The sequence below is a fragment of the Sporosarcina sp. G11-34 genome (genome assembly GCF_026931025.1).
Window position 1 is genome coordinate 105,049 of the sequence record NZ_JAHNZW010000008.1, and the last position, 21,363, is coordinate 126,411.

Genomic DNA, 21,363 nt, shown 5'->3' on the forward strand with positions numbered 1-21,363 from the left:
TTACTTTCCACGTCTTGGGCAAATAACTTATTGTCAATTACTCATAATCTTAATGATTCTACAAGGGAGTGTCAACCTTTTTACGTTTAATGTAGTTTTTTGTACACAAAGCTCTTATAATAGACTTATAGGGGGATTGATAGGTTTGCCAAAAGCGACAAAATGGGTCATTGTATTCACACTTTTGCTTACAATGTTACTTAACGCTCCAGTTGCCGATGCAAAAAAACAATCTGTGGCAATCGATTCGAAGTCACTAAACGTACGATCGGGGCCTGGGCTTACATATGACGTCATTGGTTCATTGAAAAAAGGTGAACGCGTAGAAATAATTTCCGTTTCAGGTGATTGGCTACAGTTAAGCGCGGAAAACGGGTCCGGGTGGATTGCTTCGTGGTTGACAACTTCAGGCGACAAAGCTAACACCGGCACTACAAATTCAACAATTGTTTCTCGTGTGGATAGCTTAAATATTAGGACAAGTCCATCAGTCAGTTCCGCTATACTTGGCAAAATGAATGCCGGCGATGAAGCGATAATGACTGTCCATGATGGAGACTGGGCACAGGTTATTGTAAATGGAACAAAAGGATGGGTTCATACAGATTACATAACTGAAACGGCTAAAAAAACAGCCCAAACTACAATTGACACAAAAGCGAATACATTTACAGTTGCCGTGGATACACTAAATGTGCGTAAGAACGCGGATCTTTCTTCAAGACGTGTAGGAGTCATTAAAAAAAATGAATCTTATAAAATTAAAAAAATAGATGGAAATTGGATTTTGATTTCTTTTGGAAAAAACAAAGAGGGTTGGGTTTACTCCTTTCACGGAAATGTTTCTTCTGCTTCAACTACAACCAAACAGAAATCGTCAAAGCCAAAGTCAAATACCGTTACGATACTTTCAAACGGGACAAACTTGCGTGAATCGGCTACAACATCTTCACGTATTGTCACAAGAGCCGATGCTGGCGAACATTTTACGATAACTTCCAAGGCCGGCGATTGGTACGAAGTTGCATTGCCAAACGCGGGAACAGCATTTCTAGCTAAATGGGTCGTTTCAACAAACGAAGCGGCTACAAATATACAACAGACGAAGAAGAAAAAAACACGGGTTCCAGGTACTCTAATCGGACTTACAATTGTTATCGATCCTGGTCATGGTGGAAATGATCGCGGAACGACGGGCGTACGTGGAACCGATGAAAAAGACATTAATTTGCTAACTTCCGAGCTACTTGCTTCCAAACTGCAAGCGGCTGGTGCAAACGTATTTTTGACCCGTGAATCGGATACATATGTTTCTTTGCGCAAACGTGTCGCTGTCGGCCATCAACATGACGCGGATGCCTTCATAAGCATTCATTATGATGCTACGACAGATTCTTCCGTCAAAGGGTTTACAACATATTACACAATTGAACGGCAAAAAAGTTTAGCCAAATCCGTTAATAAAGGACTTGCCTCATCTGTCACAGTTAAAAATCGCGGAACTCAATTAGGTAACTATCTTGTTCTGCGGGAAAATAGACAAAATGCAATTTTGATAGAACTTGGATTTTTAACAAATGCAGCAGAAGAGCGAACAGTAACAACTGAAGTTTTCCGGGAACAGGCAACTTTAGGTATTTATGAAGGGTTAATCGATTATTTTAACTCAAACTAAATTGAAAGGACCTTCCTAAGTCACTAGGAAGGTCCTTTCTTTAGTTCGATTCAATAATGATTGTTACTGGTCCGTCGTTTACGAGACCGACATCCATCATCGCGCCGAAAATACCAGTTTGAACATTCAATCCTTCTGCTTCAAGTTTCTCGTTGAGTAGTTCCCAAAGCGGTTCTGCATGTTCTGGTCGGGCTGCTTCGATAAAGCTTGGGCGTCTTCCTTTTTTTGTATCCCCATACAAAGTAAATTGTGACACTGAAAGGATATCCCCTCCAGCCTCAAAAATGGATTTGTTCATCTTACCTTCATCATCTTCCCATAAACGAAGATTTGCAATTTTTTTTGCTAAATAGGTAACATCTTTTTCCGTATCCTCATGCGTAATTCCTACGAGAAGTACATATCCTTTTTCAATTGAACCTGTAACTTTTCCGTCCACTTGAACGGAGGCAGGTCCAGAACGTTGTAAAATGATTCGCATCCGTCATGCCACTCCTATTAATTAATAACACGTTCAACCGAATAAATATCACGAATTTGTTTAATCCGATCAACAATCCGATGTAAATGCGCAATATTGGTAATCTTTATCGTCATATTGACTTTTGCAATACTTTCACGATCGGCTTTGCCACTGACTGCGACGATAGTTGTTTTTGTATCCGCTACAACCATCATCACTTCATTCAAAAATCCTTGTCTGTCAAAGGCAGTAATTTCAATATCTACTTGGAATTCTTTTCGATCTTCCTCGATGCCAATTGCCCATTCCACATCAATAATCCGATCACTTTCGTCATCACTGGACATCACATTCGGGCAATCCGCCCGATGGACCGACACACCTCGCCCTTTCGTAATGAAACCTACAATGTCATCACCAGGAACAGGGTTGCAACATTTTGAAAGCCTAATTAATAGATTGTCTATTCCTTTAACAATAACCCCTGATTCAGTCATCTTTTTGGAAGGTGGAGCTTGCATTTCTGACACAATTTTATCAATTGTGTCTTGTTTCTCGCGTTCTTTCCTTAACTTTTCCGATAATCGATTGACTACTTGTTGAGCAGTGATTCCATTGAAACCGACAGCAGCACACATATCTTCTTCCGAGGCGAAATTGAATTTCTCACAAACACGTTTAATATTTTCCTGTGTGAGTACCTCTTTTGGATCGAAAGCCTGCAACTTGACTTCGCGTTCAACCATATCTCGACCTTTTTGAACGTTTTCATCGCGTAGTTGTTTTTTAAAAAACGAGCGAATTTTATTTTTTGCTTGAGAAGACTTTGCAATTTTCAACCAATCACGACTTGGTCCAAAGGATTGTTTTGATGTTAATATTTCAACAATATCGCCTGTATACAATTCTGTATCGAGCGGAATCATTTTCCCGTTCACTTTTGCACCGATTGTCCGATTTCCTACTTCGGAATGGACCCGGTAAGCAAAATCAATTGGAACCGATCCAGCTGGAAGCTCTACAACATCACTATCCGGTGTAAATACATAGACCATATCGGAGAATAAATCGAATTTTAAAGACTCCATAAATTCTTCAGCGTTCGAAGATTCATGTTGAAATTCAAGAATTTCTCTAAACCATGTTAGTTTAGAATCAATATCCCCGGGATTAACTGAATTTGATTTCCCTTCCTTGTATGCCCAATGTGCCGCAACACCGAACTCAGCGATTTTATGCATATCTTCCGTTCGAATTTGAACTTCGAGAGGATCTCCTCCCGGCCCTACTACTGTTGTATGAAGTGACTGGTATAAGTTCTGTTTCGGCATTGCGATATAGTCCTTAAATCTACCCGGCATCGGTTTCCAAAGCGTATGAATAATACCAAGAACTGCATAACAATCTTTTATACTTGAAACGATAATACGAACCGCTAACAAATCATAAATTTCGTTGAATTCTTTTCCTTGGATAACCATCTTGCGGTAAATTGAATACAAATGTTTCGGTCGCCCAGAAATATCCGCTTCGATTTCCATTGTACCTACTTCACACTTTACTTGTTGCATGACGTTTTCTAAGTAATTTTCACGTTCAACCCGTTTGCGCTTCATCATATTTACAATTCGGTAATATTGTTGCGGATTTAAATAACGCAATGCAATATCTTCAAGTTCCCATTTAATAGAAGAAATCCCTAAACGATGCGCAAGCGGTGCAAATATTTCTAATGTTTCCGCCGCGACACGCCGTTGTTTTTCTTCTGACACATGTTTGAGCGTACGCATATTATGGAGTCGGTCAGCCAGTTTAATAAGAATGACACGAATATCTTGCGCCATTGCGATAAACATTTTCCGATGATTCTCAGCTTGCTTTTCTTCCTTTGATTTATACTCTAATTTATCGAGTTTAGTAACCCCGTCAACGAGCATTGCAACCTCTTCACCAAAATCACGAATAATGTCTTCCCGCTTAACTTTTGTATCTTCAACAACGTCATGGAGAAAACCCGCCGCGACTGTCGAAGGGTCCATTTGCAGCTCGGCTAGGATACCTGCAACTTGAACAGGGTGAAGTATATACGCTTCTCCGGAACTTCTAAACTGTCCTTCGTGTGCGGATTTCGCGGCCTCATATGCTTTTTTGACGAATTCAACATGCTCCTCATTCATATAACCTGCAACGAGCGCGAATATATCTTCTGCCGTCATGCTCCTGTTTTTCGCCATTGTAATACCCCTTTCGACAATTCCTACACAAAAATAGTAATTCATTTATATGTATAAAAAAACTTTACTTTATATTGGATGTCGCAATTTGTCTTATAGTTGATTTTAATCTTAACAAAGAACAGATAGCAAGACAATTTATATTGCATAAGGCATATGAATAAGTGCTAAAAAAGGGCTTGCTTGAAAGTTGGTGTAGACCAAAATCCATTGCCGCCCTATTTTAGTACCTTATGCATATATTAATGTGGTTACTTTACCATCGAGTTTATTGGGATGGTGCAGATGAATCATTTGTGGATTTCAATATCTGCAGAGTAAATTCCACGGATGGATCCATCATTGAGTTTAAGCTCCAACATTCCATCACTTGTAATGCCGATTGCTGTTCCATTGATTGTTTCGTTCAGCATCACTGCACGAACTCGCTTTCCAATTGTATCCGAATAGCTTTCCCATAAAAGTTTAATTGGTGTAAAGCCGTCTTTTTCATAAAGCTCGGTATAATGCTGTAAGTATTCCAGTGTTTTAGCCATTAGTTTTGCACGATCGACTTGATTTCCGGTTTCTATATTTAGTGATGTCGCTATTGTTTGTAATTCAGGCGGAAAATTAACCGCTTCTTGATTTACATTAATGCCTATCCCTAAAATAATTGCTTTCACACGATCCGGATCTGCTAATAGCTCGGTTAATATTCCTACTACTTTTTTCCCGTTAATAAGAATATCATTTGGCCATTTAATATTTGGGTGAATTCCGGTTATGTCCTGAATTGCACGAGTAACCGCCACAGCTGCTACAAGTGTCATTTGAGGCGCTTGTTGCGGGGTCAAGGATGGACGAACAATAACGCTCATCCAAATCCCTTTACTTACCGCTGAATCCCAAGGGCGTGACATTCTTCCTTTACCGGATGTTTGTTCTTCCGAAATGACAACTGTCCCATCCGGTGCATCGTTTTGCGCTTCATCATGTGCAATTAGCTGGGTCGATTCACATGTTTCAAAGTAATGAATCTGTTGGCCGTATTTCGTCGCTTTCAAATACTTTTTTATATTTGCGGCATTTACTTTGTCTGGTGTTGCTATTAAGTAATACCCCTTTTTTCGTATTGTCCCAATTTCATAGCCATCTTGTTCAAGTTCTTTTATATACTTCCATATTGCAGTTCGTGACAACTGAAATTGATCAGCAATTTCTTGACCAGATACAGGTTGCCCATTTGCTTCAAAAAGTCGTTTTAATAGCTCAGTTTTCACGATTAAATTCATAGCAAAACCATTCCTTTATTTGAGTTGGTTCGTTTTTGCATGTTTGATGTAAAACCGCAAATTCGATTTTCTTTATCCATTCGCCCGTCCATTGTCCACCTTTTAGTGCCGCCCATTGAATGAGGTCTGTCCCGTTAACGGCTAAATCCTTTATTGAATGAATTGGCAAAGCTGTTTTTCTTTTTTCAATCTCATCGTCATCTATGAAAGAACAATTCTGTTGAAATGTGCGAAAGAACTTTTCCACCATTTTAAGTTCATCTAATTCATATAAGTAATAATCTTCGATTGTAAAAGCGCGAACGGTTCTTTTTTCGTATAATTCAATAACAGAAGAAATTATGTGCCGTTCATTGTTTGAAAGTTTATAGACTTTCGCCATTTCTGACGGGTGGAATTCGCCCTCAATCGTTAGATATACCCAACCTTCAACGGCTGTCGCGAATGGAATCGCCCGCTGCAAATTATCTCGTTTAGAAGGAATTAGTGGTAAGTGTATATCTAATCCCGACTTACCCATATACTGAAATGCATTTACTGGGTTCATTCCCATGAATAATTTGTCCATCTCTATTTTTAACCGCTCAATGGAGACGTGACGAATTTGCTCTGCATAATTACAGATAGCAAGTAATGTCTCCTTTTCGATTGTAAAGTTAAGCACAGATGAGAAACGAATCGCCCGAAGCATCCGGAGTGCATCTTCCTTAAAACGGTCCGCTGGATTTCCAACTGCCCGAATGCAGTGGTTCTCCATGTCCTCCCTACCTCCAAAAGGATCCACAAGTTGCCCCTCTTTTGTTAAGGCGATTGCATTCATTGTAAAATCACGGCGAAGTAAATCTTCGTGAAGCGATTTTACAAATTGTACTTTATCAGGTCGACGATGATCGGTGTAAGTGCCTTCCGTTCTAAAAGTTGTTACTTCAATTGGTTCACCTTCGAACAATACGAGGATGGTACCATGCGCTATACCAACATCTATGGTGTTACGGAAGACAGCTTTTACTTCGTAAGGTTCAGCCGATGTTGCAACGTCAATATCTTTTGCAGCATTACCGAGCAAATAATCACGAACTGCACCGCCAACAAATACAGCTTCATAGCCTGCTTGTTCAAGCGCACAAATTACTTCATAACCTGCACCTTTTGTAAAAAGTTCGCTCATTTTTCTCCCGCCGCTTCATAATACAAATTTTCATATTGTAAAACGATTTCCGGCGAAGAAAACTTCCCTTTAACAGTAAGAAGTCCATTTCGACTAAACGTCTCATGCAATTCCTTGTTTTGAAGTAGAAGAAGCCCTTTTTCCGCTGCCATATCAATGTCACCAAAAGGAACAACGAAGCCGTTGACCCCATCTTCAATCACTTCGGGGATCCCTCCAATATCTGTTCCAATTGACGGTACACCACAAGCCAACGCTTCGAGAAGTACTAAACCAAATGCTTCTTTTTCCGATAAATGAAACATTATGTCACTGATTGCAAGAAGTTCTGGTAAATCCGCACGTGTTCCTAAAAAAACCACGTCAGCTTCAATGTTTAGCTTCCTAGTAAGTACTTTCATCTTTTGCTTCTCCGGCCCATCGCCAATTAGCAATAGTTTCGCCTTAATTTTACTTCTTATTTTTTTAAATCCTTTAATTACATCGGGAATATTCTTCACTTCTCTGAAGTTTGAAATATGAATAACTACTTTTTCATCGGGATGAATATGAAGATCACTTTTGAGTGTCCCAGGATTTACTTGATGGTATTTTTTTTCATCGATGAAGTTGTAAATGGTACGTATTTCAATTGATGGGTTAATAATTTCAATCGTTTCTTGCCGAAGGGATTCAGAAACGGCAGTAACAATTGTCGATTTGTTAAGGCCGTAGCGGACTGTATTCTTAAGTCCCGGATCATACCCCAAAATTGTTACATCCGTGCCGTGCAATGTTGTAATAATGCCGATATCCGATGACGCCATATCTTTACCAAGTGCGGCAGACACAGCGTGAGGCATCGCATAATGCACGTGAAGCAAATCAAGGCCTTCCGATTCGATAACTTGCGCAATTCGATTGGCTAGCGCAATATCATATGGCGGATATTTAAATACGGAGTAGCCTTCAATTGTTACTTCATGAAAATAAATATTTGGGTGTGCTTCATCAAATCTAAATGGCATGCTGGACGTAATATAATGCATTTCATGTCCACGTTTCGCCATCATAATACCAAGTTCCGTTGCAACTACGCCGGAACCTCCAAGTGAGGGGTAGCAGATGACACCTATTTTTAGTTTTCTCATGTCCTACCACCTTTTCTTAACGTTCGTCAACGCTTTCATTTATTCGATTATATTTTCGAGACCGTAAATCAAGCTTTCTTTCTTCATGACTTCCCGAATCGCTAGTAAAACGCCAGGCATGAAACATTTACGATCAAAAGAGTCGTGACGAATCGTCAGCATCTCCCCTGGAGCCCCTAGGAGTACTTGTTGGTGCGCTAGGAAGCCCGGAAGTCGAACGCTATGTATTTTCATACCGTCGATGTCGGCACCCCTTGCACCTTCTTCTGTCTCTTTCTCGCCCGGATGACCTTGGCAATGTGGCTCTCTAACATCCATTATCATTTCTGCTGTTTTCATGGCGGTTCCTGAAGGCGCATCGATTTTTTGGTCATGGTGCATTTCAATAATTTCTACGTCATTTAAATACCGTGCTGCCATTGCTGAAAACTTCATCATTAAGACGGCACCAATTGAAAAGTTTGGGGCAATAATGCCACCAATTCGTTTTTCATCCGCAAGTTCAGCTAGTTGGCTAATGCTTTTTAATGATAGGCCCGATGTTCCAACAACGGGGCGAATGCCGTACGTAAGTGCATCGTGCATATTTTTGTAAACAGCGTCTGGGTTTGTTAGTTCAAGAAGAACGTCAGGTAATGTATCAGCCGTTAAACTTTCTAATGTTTCGTAAATTGGAACTCCACCGGGCGTATCCGTTACGTCTGAACCGTGGAGATACATTCCTTCATATTTGTAATCCAATATCGCTACAAGCTCCATGTCGGATGCTTCATTTATCGCTTGTACCGCAGCTGTTCCCATTCGACCTCTTGCTCCAGCGATTGCTATTTTTATCGTCATTTTGTTTGCTCCTTTTTCGTCCAGCGATTTGCATCGCGCTCTTTATATTTATTCAAAACAGATGTGAGTGCCTGTGCAAGGCTAATCCCTTGCGAGTTCGCAAAGCAAATAAGCACAAAAAATAAGTCTCCTGTCTCTTCCTCAAGAGAACGAATTGCTTCTTCAGGTTTTTTCTTCTTGGCGCCATAAACATGTTGCACTTCCCTTGAAAGTTCTCCGAGCTCCTCAGTAAGTCGAGCCAAAAGTTCCATGGGAGGGAAATAGCCCTCTTCAAAGCCATTTATGTATGTATCTATTTCTTCTTGTAAGTATGACATTGTCGGTTCATTTTCCAAATTATTCAGCTCCTTCTCTTCCATCGTATATAATCAGACTAACTATTGTCAAAAAAATAATAATAACGGATAATGGGAATATTGTTTGTTTCAGAAAGGTGTGAACAAATGTTTAAAGGAATTAAATTTAAAAATATCTTTTTTATTCTTTTAGGTTCGGCAATATTTAGTTTCGGTCTTGTCCATTTTAACATTCAAAATGAACTTGCTGAAGGTGGATTTACAGGAATTACGTTAATTCTTCTTTTTGCCTTCAAGTGGGATCCTGCCTTGATGAACTTAATTTTAAATATTCCAATGTTCGTTATCGGATGGAAGCTGCTAGGCAAACGAGTTTTTGTTTATACGGTTATCGGAACAGTTGCTGTCTCGATATTCATTAAAGTTTTTATGATTTACGAAATCGATATCCATCTAAAAGATGATATGTTCCTTGTTGCACTTTTTGCGGGTGTGTTTATCGGCGTCGGGCTCGGCATCATTTTTAGATTCGGAGGCACAACAGGTGGTGTTGATATTATTGCACGTCTTGTACATAAGTATGTCGGTTGGAGTATGGGAAAAACGATGTTTCTTTTCGATGCGTTCGTCATTCTTGTTTCATGGGCAGTCTATCTAAATCATCGCTCCATGATGTACACACTTGTAGCGCTTTTTGTGAGCGCCCGAGTTATTGACTTTGTACAAGAAGGTGCTTATGCGGCAAGGGGTGCTTTCATTATTTCAGGGAAGCAAGATGAAATTGCCGCAAAAATTACGATTGAGATGGACCGCGGTGTTACTGTTTTCCGCGGGTATGGCCATTTCACAAAAACCGACCGCGAGATTTTGTATTGTGTTGTCGGCAAAAATGAAATTGTCCGTTTGAAAAATACAATCACATCGGTTGATCCGCACGCCTTTGTTTCAGTGACAGAAGTAAATGATGTCATGGGCGAAGGATTTACGCTTGACGAGCAAAAACGCCCGATTGAGTAAGAACTCTATTCAAAAAGCCTGAACTCGTAAAAAATGAGTCAGGCTTTTTGTGTTTCAATAATCAATCTCTGCTTGTAAAGATAAGAAGTAGACGTACTAATTCAAGTACAGCTACTGCAGCTGCCGCAACATATGTCATCGCCGCTGCATTTAAAACCTTCTTCGCATCCGGCTCCTCTTCGTTACGGACAATTCCTAAGGAAACGATTTGATTCATCGCCCTACTTGAAGCATTGAATTCAACAGGTAGCGTTACAACTTGGAATAGTACACCGACAGCTAGAAGCGCAATCCCAATTCCAAGCAGTGAATTCATGCTTGAAAAGATAATACCAATCATAATGAAAATCCATGACGTTTTAGATGTAATATTTGCTACTGGAACAAGACGGTGGCGAATACGAAGGAATGCATAAGCTTCCTTGTCTTGAATCGCATGTCCTACTTCATGGGCAGCAATCGCGGTCCCTGCTACAGACGCCTCACGGTAGTTATTCGGTGATAGGGCAACAATTTTTGTCATAGGGTTATAATGATCGCTCAAGAAACCTTCGGACTCTACAACTTTCACATCTTGTAACCCATTTTGATCTAGAATTAGTCGAGCAACTTGGGCACCCGTCATTCCCGATGTGGAACGGACTTTTGAATATTTATTGTACGTGCTTTTCACTTTAAATTGAGCGTAAATAGGCAACAATATAATAAGCCCTAAGTACAGAAAAAACATCTTCAATTTCCTCCCTTTTTATCTATACTCTTATTTTATATGGCATAGAGCCTCTTCGCAACTATTTACTATTATCAAATAGTTTTCGGTACTCTTTTCTTCCATACGATATAAGCAAGAGCAATACATGCAATTGAAAGCCAGAATGTGAAGTAGCCAATTTGGTCCATATGCTGCATCAAATTACTGTAAATCGGCATTTGTCCAAAGACATAATCGATGACATCATTGTGTAATGTCCAAATCGCGGCAATAACGATATGAATACCAGTAAATTTATACAGTTTACTGTAAAGCACTGCTTGTACCGCCATGGCAAAGTGGGATCCAACAAGCATCCAGCCTATCCAGCCGATTGAACCGGTTTCAACAAGCGTCAATAAATTCATAACGACTGCCCATAAGCCATATTTCACAAGTGTGATTAGTGCCAGTGCTTCAATCAACTTAAAATTACGACCAATCAACCAACCGATAATTGCCAGTGTAAAAAATAAGCTCGCTGTCGGACTATCTGGAACGAAAATCCAAAACTTTGGTTCTGTAATAACTAGTTGCCACTTGTACCAGTAGTATCCATAAACCGTCCCAAATAAGTTCACGTAAAGAAGCAACCAAAGTAATGATTTATGGGATAGAATAAACCAAATTCGATTTGCAAATGACATCATAGACACCTCTCTAGTTGCAGAATCTTGTTACCCTATATATTGATATAAAGAATATAACTAAAAAAGAATATCGTTGAAACGGCTCCCTTTCTGCGGGTGTTTCCATTAAAATACCTACTGTTCATATTTATTAGCTTAATCTATATATGTATACAAAAAAGAGTCAGTTTCCTGACTCTTTTCGTTTTAACCTTTAAAGATTTTATTTACTCGCTTTTTAGACCTTCGATAAACTCAGATAAAGTTGCGAGCTCTTCATCTGTACCTTCCCATAGACCAGCTGCCATTCCACCGCTCTCAGTACCGTTAACGGCAATGTGAGCAATTTCGTCAGCTGAAAGACCCGTATCTATAAGCGGTAAACCAAGTCCACCTTCAAATGCGTCACCGTGACAACTTATACAAGATGCCCCAGCGTAGATTTGATAGCCTTCTGATTCCATATCAAATTCAACTTCTGCAACGATTGCTCCAGCAGCTTTCGCTTTTTCCCAGTCGTGGTTTTCAACAGCTTCCCACGTTAGGAAGAACATAGCAGCAAATGCTAGAAGCATGAATGCCGTTGGAAGTGGACGTTTAAATGGACGGCGCTCTTTTGAAGTGTCCATGAATGGAACAAGCATCAAAGCACCAATCGCAATACCTGGCATAACAAGTGCTCCAATAATGTTAAATGGTCCCGAAGCAAATTGATATTTCAGTAACTGATACATTGATAAGAAATACCAGTCAGGTACCGGAATATACATCGTATCCGCCGGATCCGCTTCACGTTCAAGCGGCGACGGATGGGCGACTGTCAAAATTAAATATCCAATTAGGAAAATGGCACCAATCATCCATTCTTTCAGTAGAAAGTTTGGCCAGAAAGCTTCCGTTTTACCCGGATATTCAGAGTAGTCTTTTGGGACGTTCGGCATTTTGTTATTAGCCTTAATGCGCGAATCTCCGACAAATTTCATCCCTTTTCCGCGTTGCATAATGTCCCCTCCTTTTTTAAAATCATTGGACGCCAATCAATCTTATAGCGGTCCAGAAATCCCTTGCCTTCTGATAAATACAAAGTGTGCCGCAAGCAACCCAAGCAAAGCGGCTGGCAGGAAGAATACATGTATCGCGAAAAAGCGTGTTAATGTTTGTGCACCAAGTATCTCGGTATCCCCTGCAAGAAGAATTTTTATCGAGTCACCGATGAACGGAACGGATCCCGCAATTTCGATTCCTACTTTCGTAGCGAACAATGCTTTCATATCCCATGGTAGTAAATAACCTGTGAAACCTAGACCAAGCATAACGACGAAGATAAGCACTCCGACAACCCAGTTCAGCTCACGTGGCTTTTTGTAAGAACCTGTGAAGAATACCCGTAGCGTATGTAAGAACATCATAACAATTACGAGTGAAGCTCCCCAGTGATGCATCCCACGCACAATTTCACCGAATGCTACTTCGTTTTGAAGATAGTAAACGGACTTCCATGCATTTTCGATATCCGGAGTGTAATACATTGTAAGGAACATTCCAGAAAGAATTTGGATAACTGTTACAAAGAATGTCAGTCCTCCAAAACAATAAATGAATGCGGAAAAGTGATGTGCAGGGTTTACGTGCTCAGGCACTTCATGGTCGGCAATATCGCGCCAAATCGGGGTGATATCCAACCGTTCGTCAACCCAATCGTATATTTTATTTAGCACTTCGGTCGTACCCCCTTACAATATTAAACTAATGTGTTCGGTTTTGTTCCTCCAAGATAAACGAATCCATCGACGATTTGATGTTCATATTCATCCAATGGACCAATCGGCGGTGTTCCTGGTACGTTATCTCCATTTTTCTCGTAACGTCCTTGGTGACATGGACAGAAAAATTGGCTAGGATGACTTTCATCCCCTGCCCAGTTCACTGTACACCCAAGATGCTTACATACAGGAGAAAGCGCAATGATTGTTTCGCCGTCTTTATACACCCAAGCCGTATTCGATACGTCGGATTTATACCAACCATCTTTACGATCTTTAACTGTATAGTCGACACGTACAGGAATTTCTGTAAGATCAGCCGCTTTTTGTTTGGTTGGAATGAAGTCTCCACCTGAAGTTTGCTGTAATACCGGATCGATTGCAAAACGAACCATCGGCATTAACATTGCGGAAGCCATAAACCCGCCGGTACCCATTAACGTATAACTTAGGAATTGGCGTCTTGACACTCGACTCTTGCTCATCATTTCCCTCCTCTAACTTAAAGGTCAGTCCAACGGACATATTTTTGCTAATAGTAATACTAGGACATATCTATGATATATCAATCATAAAAGAATTTCAATCATGCATTCAATCAAAAATACATTTTGTGAACAATTATTGAAGTTTAACTGCATTTAGCTAAATATTTTAGCGAATCTTAACCTTCCGACCACTTCTTTGTAAAACGTGGCAATACTTGCTTAAGTTGATCTTCGATGATGGATTGCCTTAATTGCTTGTCCATACTTTCAAGTGGAATCGATGGCAACCAAATCACTTGGCCGCTTACTTCAACGCTTGTCCATGCCGAATCAGTCGTCAAGAAAAATATATGTTTGAAGGGCATTTTTTCTAAATCACGCAATATTGTTGCGCTCATTTCCTCTAACTTTGTCGTTCCCGTATAAGAAAACGGCGGTAGTAGCATAATTCTCCCCTTAAATTGACTTTCAATAAATGCGGTGAGATGCATAAGAAATTCTGCCGATGATGAGCTATTTTTCATCTGTTCGGGATTGGTTTCCACTTTTAGAAGTGGAACGATAAGGGTATCAATATATTCTTTCTGTTGTAAATATGTATCCATATCTTTCGCAGTCCAGTTCATGTCGTTCCTCCTAGATAGGTTGTCCCTCTAACCGCTTCAGTACCCGTGTAAGGCGCCCGCGCTAGATCACTGTTATAAACTATTAGTTCCACGTGTATAGATAAAATAAGTGAAGAACCCCATCTAGTCAGATGGGGTCATTACTACCTTTTCACCACTGTGTCATTTAGCATAGCAGATAATAGGATAAAACGCTCCTTATCATTTGTATCTAGCGCCTCATCCAATTCTTTCATAAGTATTTTTTCGGTTGTCGAAACCATACTTTCAGCTAGCAATTGCTCAGCAATTTCCCGATCATTATCATTCACTTTTAAGTAATTTGGAAGGAATGGATTTTCTTCACATACACTTGCATATTCCGAACATATGTGATGATTCGGAAAATCGAGTTGAATATACATCTTTTCCTTCGGATAAAGTCTTAAATCGTGAAAAGATTTTTCGGCATCGGCGGTCATAAGATTTCCTTTATAAAAACGAAATGGAACACTTTCAGATTCTGTTGTTGACATTACCATCGCTCGTGGACAATAATGGGCCTCGTCTGTAAAATGAACATTTTGAAGAAGATGCTCATGGCTAAGAAGATAGTTCAATATCCACACACATTCACGTCGTTTCATTTTGTACCGTTTTAAAAACCACCGGACAAAATCTTTTTTTGCAGCGACAGGAATCATGGCCGTCATTTCACACCTCCTCGTCGGTTTGCGCTTCAAGAAAAGCTCTCCAATACTGATCTTCAGGAAATAGACTTACCAATCTCTTTACTACTTCAATTGCCTCACTTCGTTTTCCTTCTTCTACAAGAAAGTTTGCATATTTTGCAAGAAAGTCGTAATCATCCTTCATTCCAACATATGCCTTACTATATGACTCATATGCCTCTTTATAACGTTCTAATCGTTCATCTAAATAGGCTTTGAAGCTTTCCAACAATGAATTATTGTCCAACTCATCCGTTGCATGAGTCAACAGTTCACCCAATTCTTCATCATACTCCAATTCATTGTATAGTGAGGCAAGCGTAATTAACGCTTCACTATATTCAGGATCGAGCACAAGAGCTTCTTTTAAATGCAACTCCGCTTCTTTCGGAAGCCCCATTTTTAAAGCTGTTTTCCCGGCTGTAAGCTGAAGTTCTTTATCATATTCATCTCTTTTTATACCGCTTATATACATCTCATAGGCCAACTTGTCTTCTCCCGATAAAGAGTAAGCCTGCCCGGCTAGCATATATGCCGAGAAGTAATCGGGGTCGATTTCAATAAGGTTTTCAAGTAGCAAGATGGCTCTTTCCGCATTTCGGCATTGGTAATAGGCGAATGCCGCAGAAAAAAGAGTATCCGGTACGGTTCGTTCTTTCAACATTTTTTCATAGTACGGGATTGCTTCTTCATACGCAGCCCCTGCACTATACGTTTCTGCAAGCCTCGAAATAATGCTGACGCCGCCCATCTCTTGAACGTCTTCTTTTAAATCCAAATAAAGCCGTGCCGCCTCCCCATATTTACCCGAATCAAGAAGAAGTTCCGCATACGCAAAACGAATTACTGGCTCATTAGGTAACAGGGCATACGCTTCCTTTACTTTCTCCAGCGCTGTTTCGGCTAATCCCGTCATGTGATAGTAGTCGCCAAGCACAAGAAGTGCCTGAACGTACTCTTCTTTTTCAGGACCTACTTCCGTAAGCAGTAATAGCGCTTCGTCTTCATTGCCAAGTTCCATCAACGTCGTAGCACGGTCGATTTTCAATTGGGCTTCATCGGGTAAATGCATGAGCAAGGTTGCGAATAAACGATCTGCTTCTTCCATAAATCCATAGGACGCCAAAAGGGTCGCAGATTCATAAAGCATATCGAAATCCGTCGACTTGCTTAGTTTGTCGATTACTTGGCCAAGCGCTTCTACATCACCATCTTGGATATGGCGTTCAATAGCTTGTAACTGTTCCATATTTTCACCTGTTCTTTCACTTTATATACATTCTTACGTTTCCCACTTAGTTATTTCGACTGCCATTTCCAACAAGTGTGTCTAGGTCTTCGAAAAAATTCGGATAGGAGATGTTGATGCATTCTGAGTCCTTAATAGAAACAGGACCCGATGTTGCAAGAGCAGCGATTGCGGCCATCATACCGAGCCGATGATCGCCGTAGGAGTCCATCACGCTGCCTCTTAGCGGTGTAGGACCGTGGATAATCATTCCATCATCCGTCGCCTCAATATTCGCACCAAGCTTTTTAAGCTCCGTTGTTACCGCGGCGATGCGATCTGTTTCTTTTACGCGAAGTTCTTCTGCATCTTTAATGATTGTTGTTCCCTTCGCCTGTGTCGCTAGGAGGGCAATTACGGGTAGTTCATCGATTAGGCGTGGAATAAGTGCTCCACCAATCGTAGTCCCCCGTAGATTGTCCTGTGTGACTTTCACAGTAGCAGCTGGTTCACCATTTTCATTCGTTTCATTAAGAATTTCTACTGAAGCACCCATCTCTTGAAGAACATCGATAATACCTGTCCTTGTTGGATTGAGTCCGACATTTTCAAACGTAATTGAACTACCTTCAATCATTGCAGCAGCGACCATGAAAAATGCAGCAGATGAAATATCACCCGGAACGTGTACGTCGATTCCTTCAAGCGCGTGACCACCTGTAATGCTGACTTTCTTTTCAAGCGAATCCACTTTCGCACCAAAATGCATGAGCATGCGTTCCGTGTGATCACGTGACACCTTATCTTCCGTAACAGTCGTTGTTCCATCCGCATTTAATCCGGCAAATAAAATGGCCGACTTTACTTGTGCACTTGCTACAGGCATTACATAATCAATTGCTGTAAGAGGTGAACCCTTAATTGTAAGTGGTAGAAGGTTCGCATCCTTCTTACCAGTAATTTTTGCACCTGTCATTTGAAGCGGTATCGTCACTCGATTCATCGGACGTAGGGAAAGTGACTCATCGCCTGTTAATGTCGAAGTGATTGTTGAGCCCGCAAGTATGCCAAGCATAAGACGGGCAGTTGTACCCGAATTTCCCGCATATAGCTGGTCGTCCGGTGTTTTCCAGTTTTGCATTCCCGGACTTTCAACAGTGACTTCGGTACCCTTTCTTTCAATCGACACACCAAGTTGTTTAAACATCTCAATCGTGCGCAGGCAATCGTCCCCATTAAGAAACCCTGTTATATGGGTCCTTCCTTTAGCAATCGACCCGAGCATAACAGCGCGATGCGAGATTGATTTATCTCCCGGCACTAATAATTCACCACTTAGAACGGGTTTGTTGAATTCGACTTGTTTCATTTCCCCCAAAAAAATCCTCTCCCATCAAACGATATGCATACCATAATCTGTTACTTTAGAAACTGCAGATTTTGCATTTTCTCGGTCTTCGGCTGTTTGAAAGCTAATAACAAGTATTCCGAATACATCCGTTCGTGTTTCAACGATTCGGATGTTCGTTAAACTAATACGTTCGTCCGCAAGAATTTTAGTAATTTCAGAAATAACCCCAGGGTGATCGGGTACATCGACATGTAAATCATACGTCATATAAAGCGCACCTTGCGTTGTAATTGGCAATTCATCTCTATACTTTTTCGCTCTTGAAAAATACTCATAAATTTCCGAAGGATCATTATGAATAAGCATTTCCCTAACATTTCCCATTTCACCGAGCCAACCATCCAACTGCGTTAGCAGCTCCGCTCTATTTTGAGTCGTAATATCACGCCACATAATCGGATCCGCAGAAGCAATCCGCGTAATGTCACGAAATCCACCGGCCGCTAAATTTTTAATAAATGGTTGTTCCGTTTCTTGATCCGATAACATACCGACAAGTGAGGAAGCGACCAAATGTGGAAAATGACTAACAATTGCAGTCATCCGGTCATGTTCTTCTGCGTCAAGAACGCTCACTTTTGCTTTTGTAGGTTCGAGTAAAAAGCGTAGACGCTCGATGGCTTCCGTATCAACCGTCGATTCCGGCGTTAAAATATAATAGGCATTCTCAAATAAATGCTCTTTTGCCGCCGAAACCCCACTTTTATGAGACCCCGCCATTGGGTGCCCCCCTACAACCGTAACGCCTTTTTCAGTTAAACCTGTCGCCGCTTCCATAATTGGACCTTTTGTACTGCCCGTATCTGTAATGATTACGCCATTTTTCAAATTCCAATTTGCAGCTTGCTGCATCATAATTACCGTTGTATTCACTGGTGTCGCAAAAACAATAATATCTGCATGTTCACAAGCAGCCTTAAGCGAGGCTGAAGTTGTATCTATAATTCCTCGGCGGTAGGCTTCTTCCATCGTCCCAAGTGAACTGTCAAACCCTTTTACTTCTACCAAAGGGTTCCGCTTTATGGCCAGTCCAAGAGAACCGCCAATTAATCCTAAACCGACAATCGTTACATGTATTTTCATAGCTTCAATTTGGCATCAGTTAACAGCGAATCAAATGCAGCGAAAAATCCAGTGTTCTGTTCTTCCGTCCCAATTGTCACTCTTACATATCCCGGTGTTCCGAGCGCCTCTCCACTTCGAACGATAAATCCGTGTGTCAAAAGTTTTTCCGATGCTTCGTCCGCATTTCCCGGCACTTCAATAAGTACAAAGTTTGCTTCCGAATCGAACAGATGTAATTTATTGTTTGTAGCATATGCTATAAATCTTTTTTTCTCGTTGCCATTCAATAAATTACATTTTTTGATGAACTTATCCGCTTCGAGTGCTTTTTCCGCAATCGCAAGACTAAGTGATGTTACGTTGAATGGACTTCGAACCGTATTCAAATACGAAATTACTTTTGGTTCCCCAACCGCATAGCCAATTCGGAATGCTGCTAGGCCGTACGCTTTTGAAAATGTACGCAAAACGATAGCGTTTGGAAACTCTTCCAGTAATGTTAGAGAATCAGTATGGCCTTCTTCGGTGATATATTCGAAATATGCTTCGTCAAGAACAACTAGGATGTTATCGGGTACTCGCTTCAAAAATCCGAGTAAGTCGTCATTCGGAATAAGGTTACCCGTTGGATTATTCGGGTTACACAACCACACGACAGATGTATTGTCGTCAATTGCCTTTACAAACTCTTCCAGGTCGTGTTGACCGTCTTGCAAAGGTATTTCCCTAATTTCGGCGCCTTCTATTTTTGCGTTATGGGCATATTGTGGGAACGTTGGCGTAGCCATAATCGTATTCGTTCCCGAACCGAGAAGTGCGCGTGAAATAATCATAACAATTTCATCGGAACCATTCCCAAACATTAGCGCTTCTTCTTTCACGCCGATCTTTTCAGATAACTTTTTGCGTAAACTACCCGCATAGCCATCCGGATAAATTTGCGGTTCAATGCCAGCATTTTCTATAAATGTTTGAACTGACGGTGCACAGCCATACGGATTTTCGTTTGAAGCTAGCTTTATAACTTCCTTTAGCCCATATTGTTTTTTAACTTCCTCAATCGATCTGCCTGGTTTATAAGGTTTCATATCATCCAGTACTTTTTTCCAGCGCATGCCTATTCCCCCAGTCATTATTTTTGTAAATCTGGTCTGAGCTTTATCGCTTCATTTTGATAAATATGTTTGATATCTTTTTGTGGGATTTCTGAATTCACATGCATAAGAATTCGAATGCATTGCGGCATTGCCCCCGGTACGTCCATTTCGTGGGTACACATAACCGGTACGTACTTCCATCCTTCTATTGTACGAACAGCTTTTGCCGGGAATGTCGATTTAATATCCGGTGTTGTAGAAATAAGCACAGAAACGATTTCCTCCGGACGAACCCCATTTGCTTCAGCCACTTCAATAACAAGCGCTTCTGTTGCACTTAAAACGGCCTGTTCTTCGTCTTTCTCTACTGTTGTTGCTCCTCTTAAGCCTCTAACCGTCATTGAAATTCCCCCGTTCTTTTCTTTAATTCTTCAAAGGCTTTTTCACACTGGATGTCCGATATTTCTTGTATGTATGGATCTCCAATCGTATGAAGCAACGCAAAATTCATTTTTCCAAATGACGCCTTTTTATCTTTAACCATATAGTCCAAAAACGTTTGAAAAGAGTGCTCATGAATTGGGTTAAATGTATAGCCATTCACGATAGCAAATTGAATGAATTCACGTGTAAACTGCTCGTCGGTATTGCCATGCTCTTCACTTAAAATAAGACTAAACGCCATACCAATCATGACAGACTCCCCGTGACTTAAGCCACCGAATCCACACACAGACTCGACTGCATGTCCGAAAGTATGTCCAAAGTTAAGATACTTTCGTGTTGATTGTTCAAATTCATCTTCCGCAACAATTTCTGCTTTCACACGAATTCCTTGCAATAATTCCTCAGATAACCAATCAATCGAAGGCTTAGAAAAAGATGGGTTGGCCAATAACTCTTTTGCCCACTTTTCATCCGAAATAAGTGCGTGTTTTAACAACTCTGCCATACCCGACCTAATTTCAGTTGGTGGCAGCGTTTCGAAAATCGATGTGTTAAATACTACACCGACTGGTTGATGGAAAGCGCCTACCATGTTTTTTCCTTCAGGCATATTAATCGCCGTTTTCCCTCCAACCGCACTGTCATGTGCCAAAATGGTTGTCGGGCAATGAATATAACGAATTCCTCTCATGAAGGTAGCCGCGACAAATCCCGTAAGATCACCACAAGCCCCTCCACCGAATGCGATAACAAGTGAGTTTCTTGTAAACCCTTCATTCAATAAAAATGACAGACAGTCTACGTAAACCGCGGATGTTTTACAACTTTCACCTGCGGGTACTGTTTTCACTAGGACTTCGTGGTTCGTAAATTGTAAGGCTTCCTGCAAAAGTCGCAAATGAAGTGAAGCAACATGTTCATCGGCAATGATTGCAACACGATCCGCGCTGTGCAAAAGATCCGCATAATGACTTTCAAAAAGTCCATACGTATGTTGGCCAATATGAACGTCGTATTCATGATTTAAAATATCGACCGTTAGCTTCCCCAT

22 protein-coding genes and 1 other annotated feature (1 of these 23 only partly in view) are annotated in these 21,363 nt (G+C 40.8%); of the genes, 2 read left to right on the forward strand and 20 right to left on the reverse strand.

Features of this window, described 5'->3' with window-relative positions; translation table 11 throughout:
* Nucleotides 1–25: a binding site (T-box leader), on the reverse strand; it reaches 211 nt to the left of the window's first position.
* A 120-nt stretch (nucleotides 26–145) separates the two neighbouring features.
* Complete coding sequence (locus KSU66_RS13205; protein WP_269051927.1) at nucleotides 146–1,675, forward strand: N-acetylmuramoyl-L-alanine amidase; 1,530 nt, start codon at nucleotides 146–148, stop codon at nucleotides 1,673–1,675.
* A 40-nt stretch (nucleotides 1,676–1,715) separates the two neighbouring features.
* Here KSU66_RS13205 and dtd read toward each other — a convergent pair whose 3' ends face one another.
* The 7 genes from dtd to KSU66_RS13240 form a co-directional block, all read right to left on the reverse strand.
* The gene (gene dtd, locus KSU66_RS13210; protein WP_269051928.1) at nucleotides 1,716–2,156 is read right to left on the reverse strand and encodes a D-aminoacyl-tRNA deacylase; all 441 of its coding nucleotides are present in this window, start codon (nucleotides 2,154–2,156) and stop codon (nucleotides 1,716–1,718) included.
* Nucleotides 2,157–2,173: 17 nt separating this feature from the next.
* Nucleotides 2,174–4,372, reverse strand: coding sequence for a RelA/SpoT family protein (locus KSU66_RS13215; protein ID WP_269051929.1), 2,199 nt, complete (start codon nucleotides 4,370–4,372; stop codon nucleotides 2,174–2,176).
* 290 nt (nucleotides 4,373–4,662) lie between these two features.
* Nucleotides 4,663–5,646 (reverse strand): biotin--[acetyl-CoA-carboxylase] ligase, encoded by a 984-nt coding sequence (locus KSU66_RS13220; protein ID WP_269051930.1) that lies wholly within the window; start codon nucleotides 5,644–5,646, stop codon nucleotides 4,663–4,665.
* Nucleotides 5,624–6,814 (reverse strand): CCA tRNA nucleotidyltransferase, encoded by a 1,191-nt coding sequence (locus KSU66_RS13225; RefSeq protein ID WP_269051931.1) that lies wholly within the window; start codon nucleotides 6,812–6,814, stop codon nucleotides 5,624–5,626. Before KSU66_RS13225 ends, KSU66_RS13220 begins: the two co-directional genes overlap by 23 nt.
* On the reverse strand, nucleotides 6,811–7,944 hold the full coding sequence (gene bshA, locus KSU66_RS13230; protein WP_269051932.1) for an N-acetyl-alpha-D-glucosaminyl L-malate synthase BshA: 1,134 nt from the start codon (nucleotides 7,942–7,944) through the stop codon (nucleotides 6,811–6,813). The genes KSU66_RS13225 and bshA overlap by 4 nt, the downstream gene beginning before the upstream one ends.
* Before the next feature lie 39 nt (nucleotides 7,945–7,983).
* Nucleotides 7,984–8,784, reverse strand: coding sequence for a 4-hydroxy-tetrahydrodipicolinate reductase (gene dapB, locus KSU66_RS13235; protein WP_269051933.1), 801 nt, complete (start codon nucleotides 8,782–8,784; stop codon nucleotides 7,984–7,986).
* The gene (locus KSU66_RS13240) at nucleotides 8,781–9,119 is read right to left on the reverse strand and encodes a nucleotide pyrophosphohydrolase (RefSeq protein ID WP_269051934.1); all 339 of its coding nucleotides are present in this window, start codon (nucleotides 9,117–9,119) and stop codon (nucleotides 8,781–8,783) included. Before KSU66_RS13240 ends, dapB begins: the two co-directional genes overlap by 4 nt.
* A 108-nt stretch (nucleotides 9,120–9,227) precedes the next feature.
* Between KSU66_RS13240 and KSU66_RS13245 the strand changes: the two genes are divergently transcribed.
* A complete protein-coding gene (locus KSU66_RS13245; RefSeq protein ID WP_269051935.1) occupies nucleotides 9,228–10,097 on the forward strand; it encodes a YitT family protein in 870 nt (289 codons plus the stop codon).
* A gap of 61 nt (nucleotides 10,098–10,158) precedes the next feature.
* Here the strand turns inward: KSU66_RS13245 and KSU66_RS13250 are convergent, their stop codons facing one another.
* The 13 genes from KSU66_RS13250 to aroB all read right to left on the reverse strand — a co-directional run bounded on the left by KSU66_RS13250 (nucleotide 10,159) and on the right by aroB (nucleotide 21,363).
* A complete protein-coding gene (locus KSU66_RS13250; RefSeq protein WP_269051936.1) occupies nucleotides 10,159–10,827 on the reverse strand; it encodes a zinc metallopeptidase in 669 nt (222 codons plus the stop codon).
* Nucleotides 10,828–10,901: 74 nt separating this feature from the next.
* Nucleotides 10,902–11,498, reverse strand: a complete 597-nt coding sequence (locus tag KSU66_RS13255; RefSeq protein WP_269051937.1) for a DUF1405 domain-containing protein — start codon at nucleotides 11,496–11,498, stop codon at nucleotides 10,902–10,904.
* Between the two features lie 206 nt (nucleotides 11,499–11,704).
* Nucleotides 11,705–12,478, reverse strand: a complete 774-nt coding sequence (locus tag KSU66_RS13260; protein WP_269051938.1) for a menaquinol-cytochrome c reductase cytochrome b/c subunit — start codon at nucleotides 12,476–12,478, stop codon at nucleotides 11,705–11,707.
* A 42-nt stretch (nucleotides 12,479–12,520) separates the two neighbouring features.
* Nucleotides 12,521–13,195, reverse strand: a complete 675-nt coding sequence (gene qcrB, locus KSU66_RS13265) for a menaquinol-cytochrome c reductase cytochrome b subunit (RefSeq protein WP_269051939.1) — start codon at nucleotides 13,193–13,195, stop codon at nucleotides 12,521–12,523.
* Between the two features lie 23 nt (nucleotides 13,196–13,218).
* A complete protein-coding gene (locus tag KSU66_RS13270; protein ID WP_269051940.1) occupies nucleotides 13,219–13,725 on the reverse strand; it encodes a QcrA and Rieske domain-containing protein in 507 nt (168 codons plus the stop codon).
* A 179-nt stretch (nucleotides 13,726–13,904) separates the two neighbouring features.
* The gene (locus KSU66_RS13275; RefSeq protein ID WP_269051941.1) at nucleotides 13,905–14,354 is read right to left on the reverse strand and encodes a YpiF family protein; all 450 of its coding nucleotides are present in this window, start codon (nucleotides 14,352–14,354) and stop codon (nucleotides 13,905–13,907) included.
* Between the two features lie 143 nt (nucleotides 14,355–14,497).
* Nucleotides 14,498–15,046, reverse strand: coding sequence for a ReoY family proteolytic degradation factor (locus KSU66_RS13280; protein ID WP_269051942.1), 549 nt, complete (start codon nucleotides 15,044–15,046; stop codon nucleotides 14,498–14,500).
* A gap of 1 nt (nucleotide 15,047) precedes the next feature.
* Nucleotides 15,048–16,313: a tetratricopeptide repeat protein gene (locus KSU66_RS13285; protein ID WP_269051943.1), complete on the reverse strand. Its 1,266-nt coding sequence runs from the start codon at nucleotides 16,311–16,313 to the stop codon at nucleotides 15,048–15,050.
* A gap of 46 nt (nucleotides 16,314–16,359) precedes the next feature.
* Nucleotides 16,360–17,661, reverse strand: coding sequence for a 3-phosphoshikimate 1-carboxyvinyltransferase (gene aroA, locus KSU66_RS13290; protein ID WP_443028975.1), 1,302 nt, complete (start codon nucleotides 17,659–17,661; stop codon nucleotides 16,360–16,362).
* 24 nt (nucleotides 17,662–17,685) lie between these two features.
* Nucleotides 17,686–18,786: a prephenate dehydrogenase gene (locus tag KSU66_RS13295; protein WP_269051945.1), complete on the reverse strand. Its 1,101-nt coding sequence runs from the start codon at nucleotides 18,784–18,786 to the stop codon at nucleotides 17,686–17,688.
* Nucleotides 18,783–19,883, reverse strand: a complete 1,101-nt coding sequence (gene hisC, locus KSU66_RS13300; protein ID WP_269051946.1) for a histidinol-phosphate transaminase — start codon at nucleotides 19,881–19,883, stop codon at nucleotides 18,783–18,785. The genes KSU66_RS13295 and hisC overlap by 4 nt, the downstream gene beginning before the upstream one ends.
* A 17-nt stretch (nucleotides 19,884–19,900) precedes the next feature.
* A complete protein-coding gene (aroH, locus tag KSU66_RS13305) occupies nucleotides 19,901–20,266 on the reverse strand; it encodes a chorismate mutase (RefSeq protein ID WP_269051947.1) in 366 nt (121 codons plus the stop codon).
* Complete coding sequence (gene aroB, locus KSU66_RS13310; RefSeq protein ID WP_269051948.1) at nucleotides 20,263–21,363, reverse strand: 3-dehydroquinate synthase; 1,101 nt, start codon at nucleotides 21,361–21,363, stop codon at nucleotides 20,263–20,265. Before aroB ends, aroH begins: the two co-directional genes overlap by 4 nt.

What these genes read in the sequence shown, in the direction of transcription:
- dtd (WP_269051928.1), bottom strand. Translation starts at nt 2,156, where the DNA reads ATGCGAATCATTTTACAACGTTCTGGACCTGCCTCCGTTCAAGTGGAC.
- KSU66_RS13215 (WP_269051929.1), bottom strand. Translation starts at nt 4,372, where the DNA reads ATGGCGAAAAACAGGAGCATGACGGCAGAAGATATATTCGCGCTCGTT.
- KSU66_RS13220 (WP_269051930.1), bottom strand. Translation starts at nt 5,646, where the DNA reads ATGAATTTAATCGTGAAAACTGAGCTATTAAAACGACTTTTTGAAGCA.
- KSU66_RS13225 (WP_269051931.1), bottom strand. Translation starts at nt 6,814, where the DNA reads ATGAGCGAACTTTTTACAAAAGGTGCAGGTTATGAAGTAATTTGTGCG.
- bshA (WP_269051932.1), bottom strand. Translation starts at nt 7,944, where the DNA reads ATGAGAAAACTAAAAATAGGTGTCATCTGCTACCCCTCACTTGGAGGT.
- dapB (WP_269051933.1), bottom strand. Translation starts at nt 8,784, where the DNA reads ATGACGATAAAAATAGCAATCGCTGGAGCAAGAGGTCGAATGGGAACA.
- KSU66_RS13245 (WP_269051935.1), top strand. Translation starts at nt 9,228, where the DNA reads ATGTTTAAAGGAATTAAATTTAAAAATATCTTTTTTATTCTTTTAGGT.
- KSU66_RS13250 (WP_269051936.1), bottom strand. Translation starts at nt 10,827, where the DNA reads ATGTTTTTTCTGTACTTAGGGCTTATTATATTGTTGCCTATTTACGCT.
- KSU66_RS13255 (WP_269051937.1), bottom strand. Translation starts at nt 11,498, where the DNA reads ATGATGTCATTTGCAAATCGAATTTGGTTTATTCTATCCCATAAATCA.
- KSU66_RS13260 (WP_269051938.1), bottom strand. Translation starts at nt 12,478, where the DNA reads ATGCAACGCGGAAAAGGGATGAAATTTGTCGGAGATTCGCGCATTAAG.
- KSU66_RS13270 (WP_269051940.1), bottom strand. Translation starts at nt 13,725, where the DNA reads ATGAGCAAGAGTCGAGTGTCAAGACGCCAATTCCTAAGTTATACGTTA.
- KSU66_RS13275 (WP_269051941.1), bottom strand. Translation starts at nt 14,354, where the DNA reads ATGAACTGGACTGCGAAAGATATGGATACATATTTACAACAGAAAGAA.
- KSU66_RS13280 (WP_269051942.1), bottom strand. Translation starts at nt 15,046, where the DNA reads ATGACGGCCATGATTCCTGTCGCTGCAAAAAAAGATTTTGTCCGGTGG.
- KSU66_RS13285 (WP_269051943.1), bottom strand. Translation starts at nt 16,313, where the DNA reads ATGGAACAGTTACAAGCTATTGAACGCCATATCCAAGATGGTGATGTA.
- aroA (WP_443028975.1), bottom strand. Translation starts at nt 17,661, where the DNA reads ATGAAACAAGTCGAATTCAACAAACCCGTTCTAAGTGGTGAATTATTA.
- KSU66_RS13295 (WP_269051945.1), bottom strand. Translation starts at nt 18,786, where the DNA reads ATGAAAATACATGTAACGATTGTCGGTTTAGGATTAATTGGCGGTTCT.
- hisC (WP_269051946.1), bottom strand. Translation starts at nt 19,883, where the DNA reads ATGCGCTGGAAAAAAGTACTGGATGATATGAAACCTTATAAACCAGGC.
- aroH (WP_269051947.1), bottom strand. Translation starts at nt 20,266, where the DNA reads ATGACGGTTAGAGGCTTAAGAGGAGCAACAACAGTAGAGAAAGACGAA.
- aroB (WP_269051948.1), bottom strand. Translation starts at nt 21,363, where the DNA reads ATGGGGAAGCTAACGGTCGATATTTTAAATCATGAATACGACGTTCAT.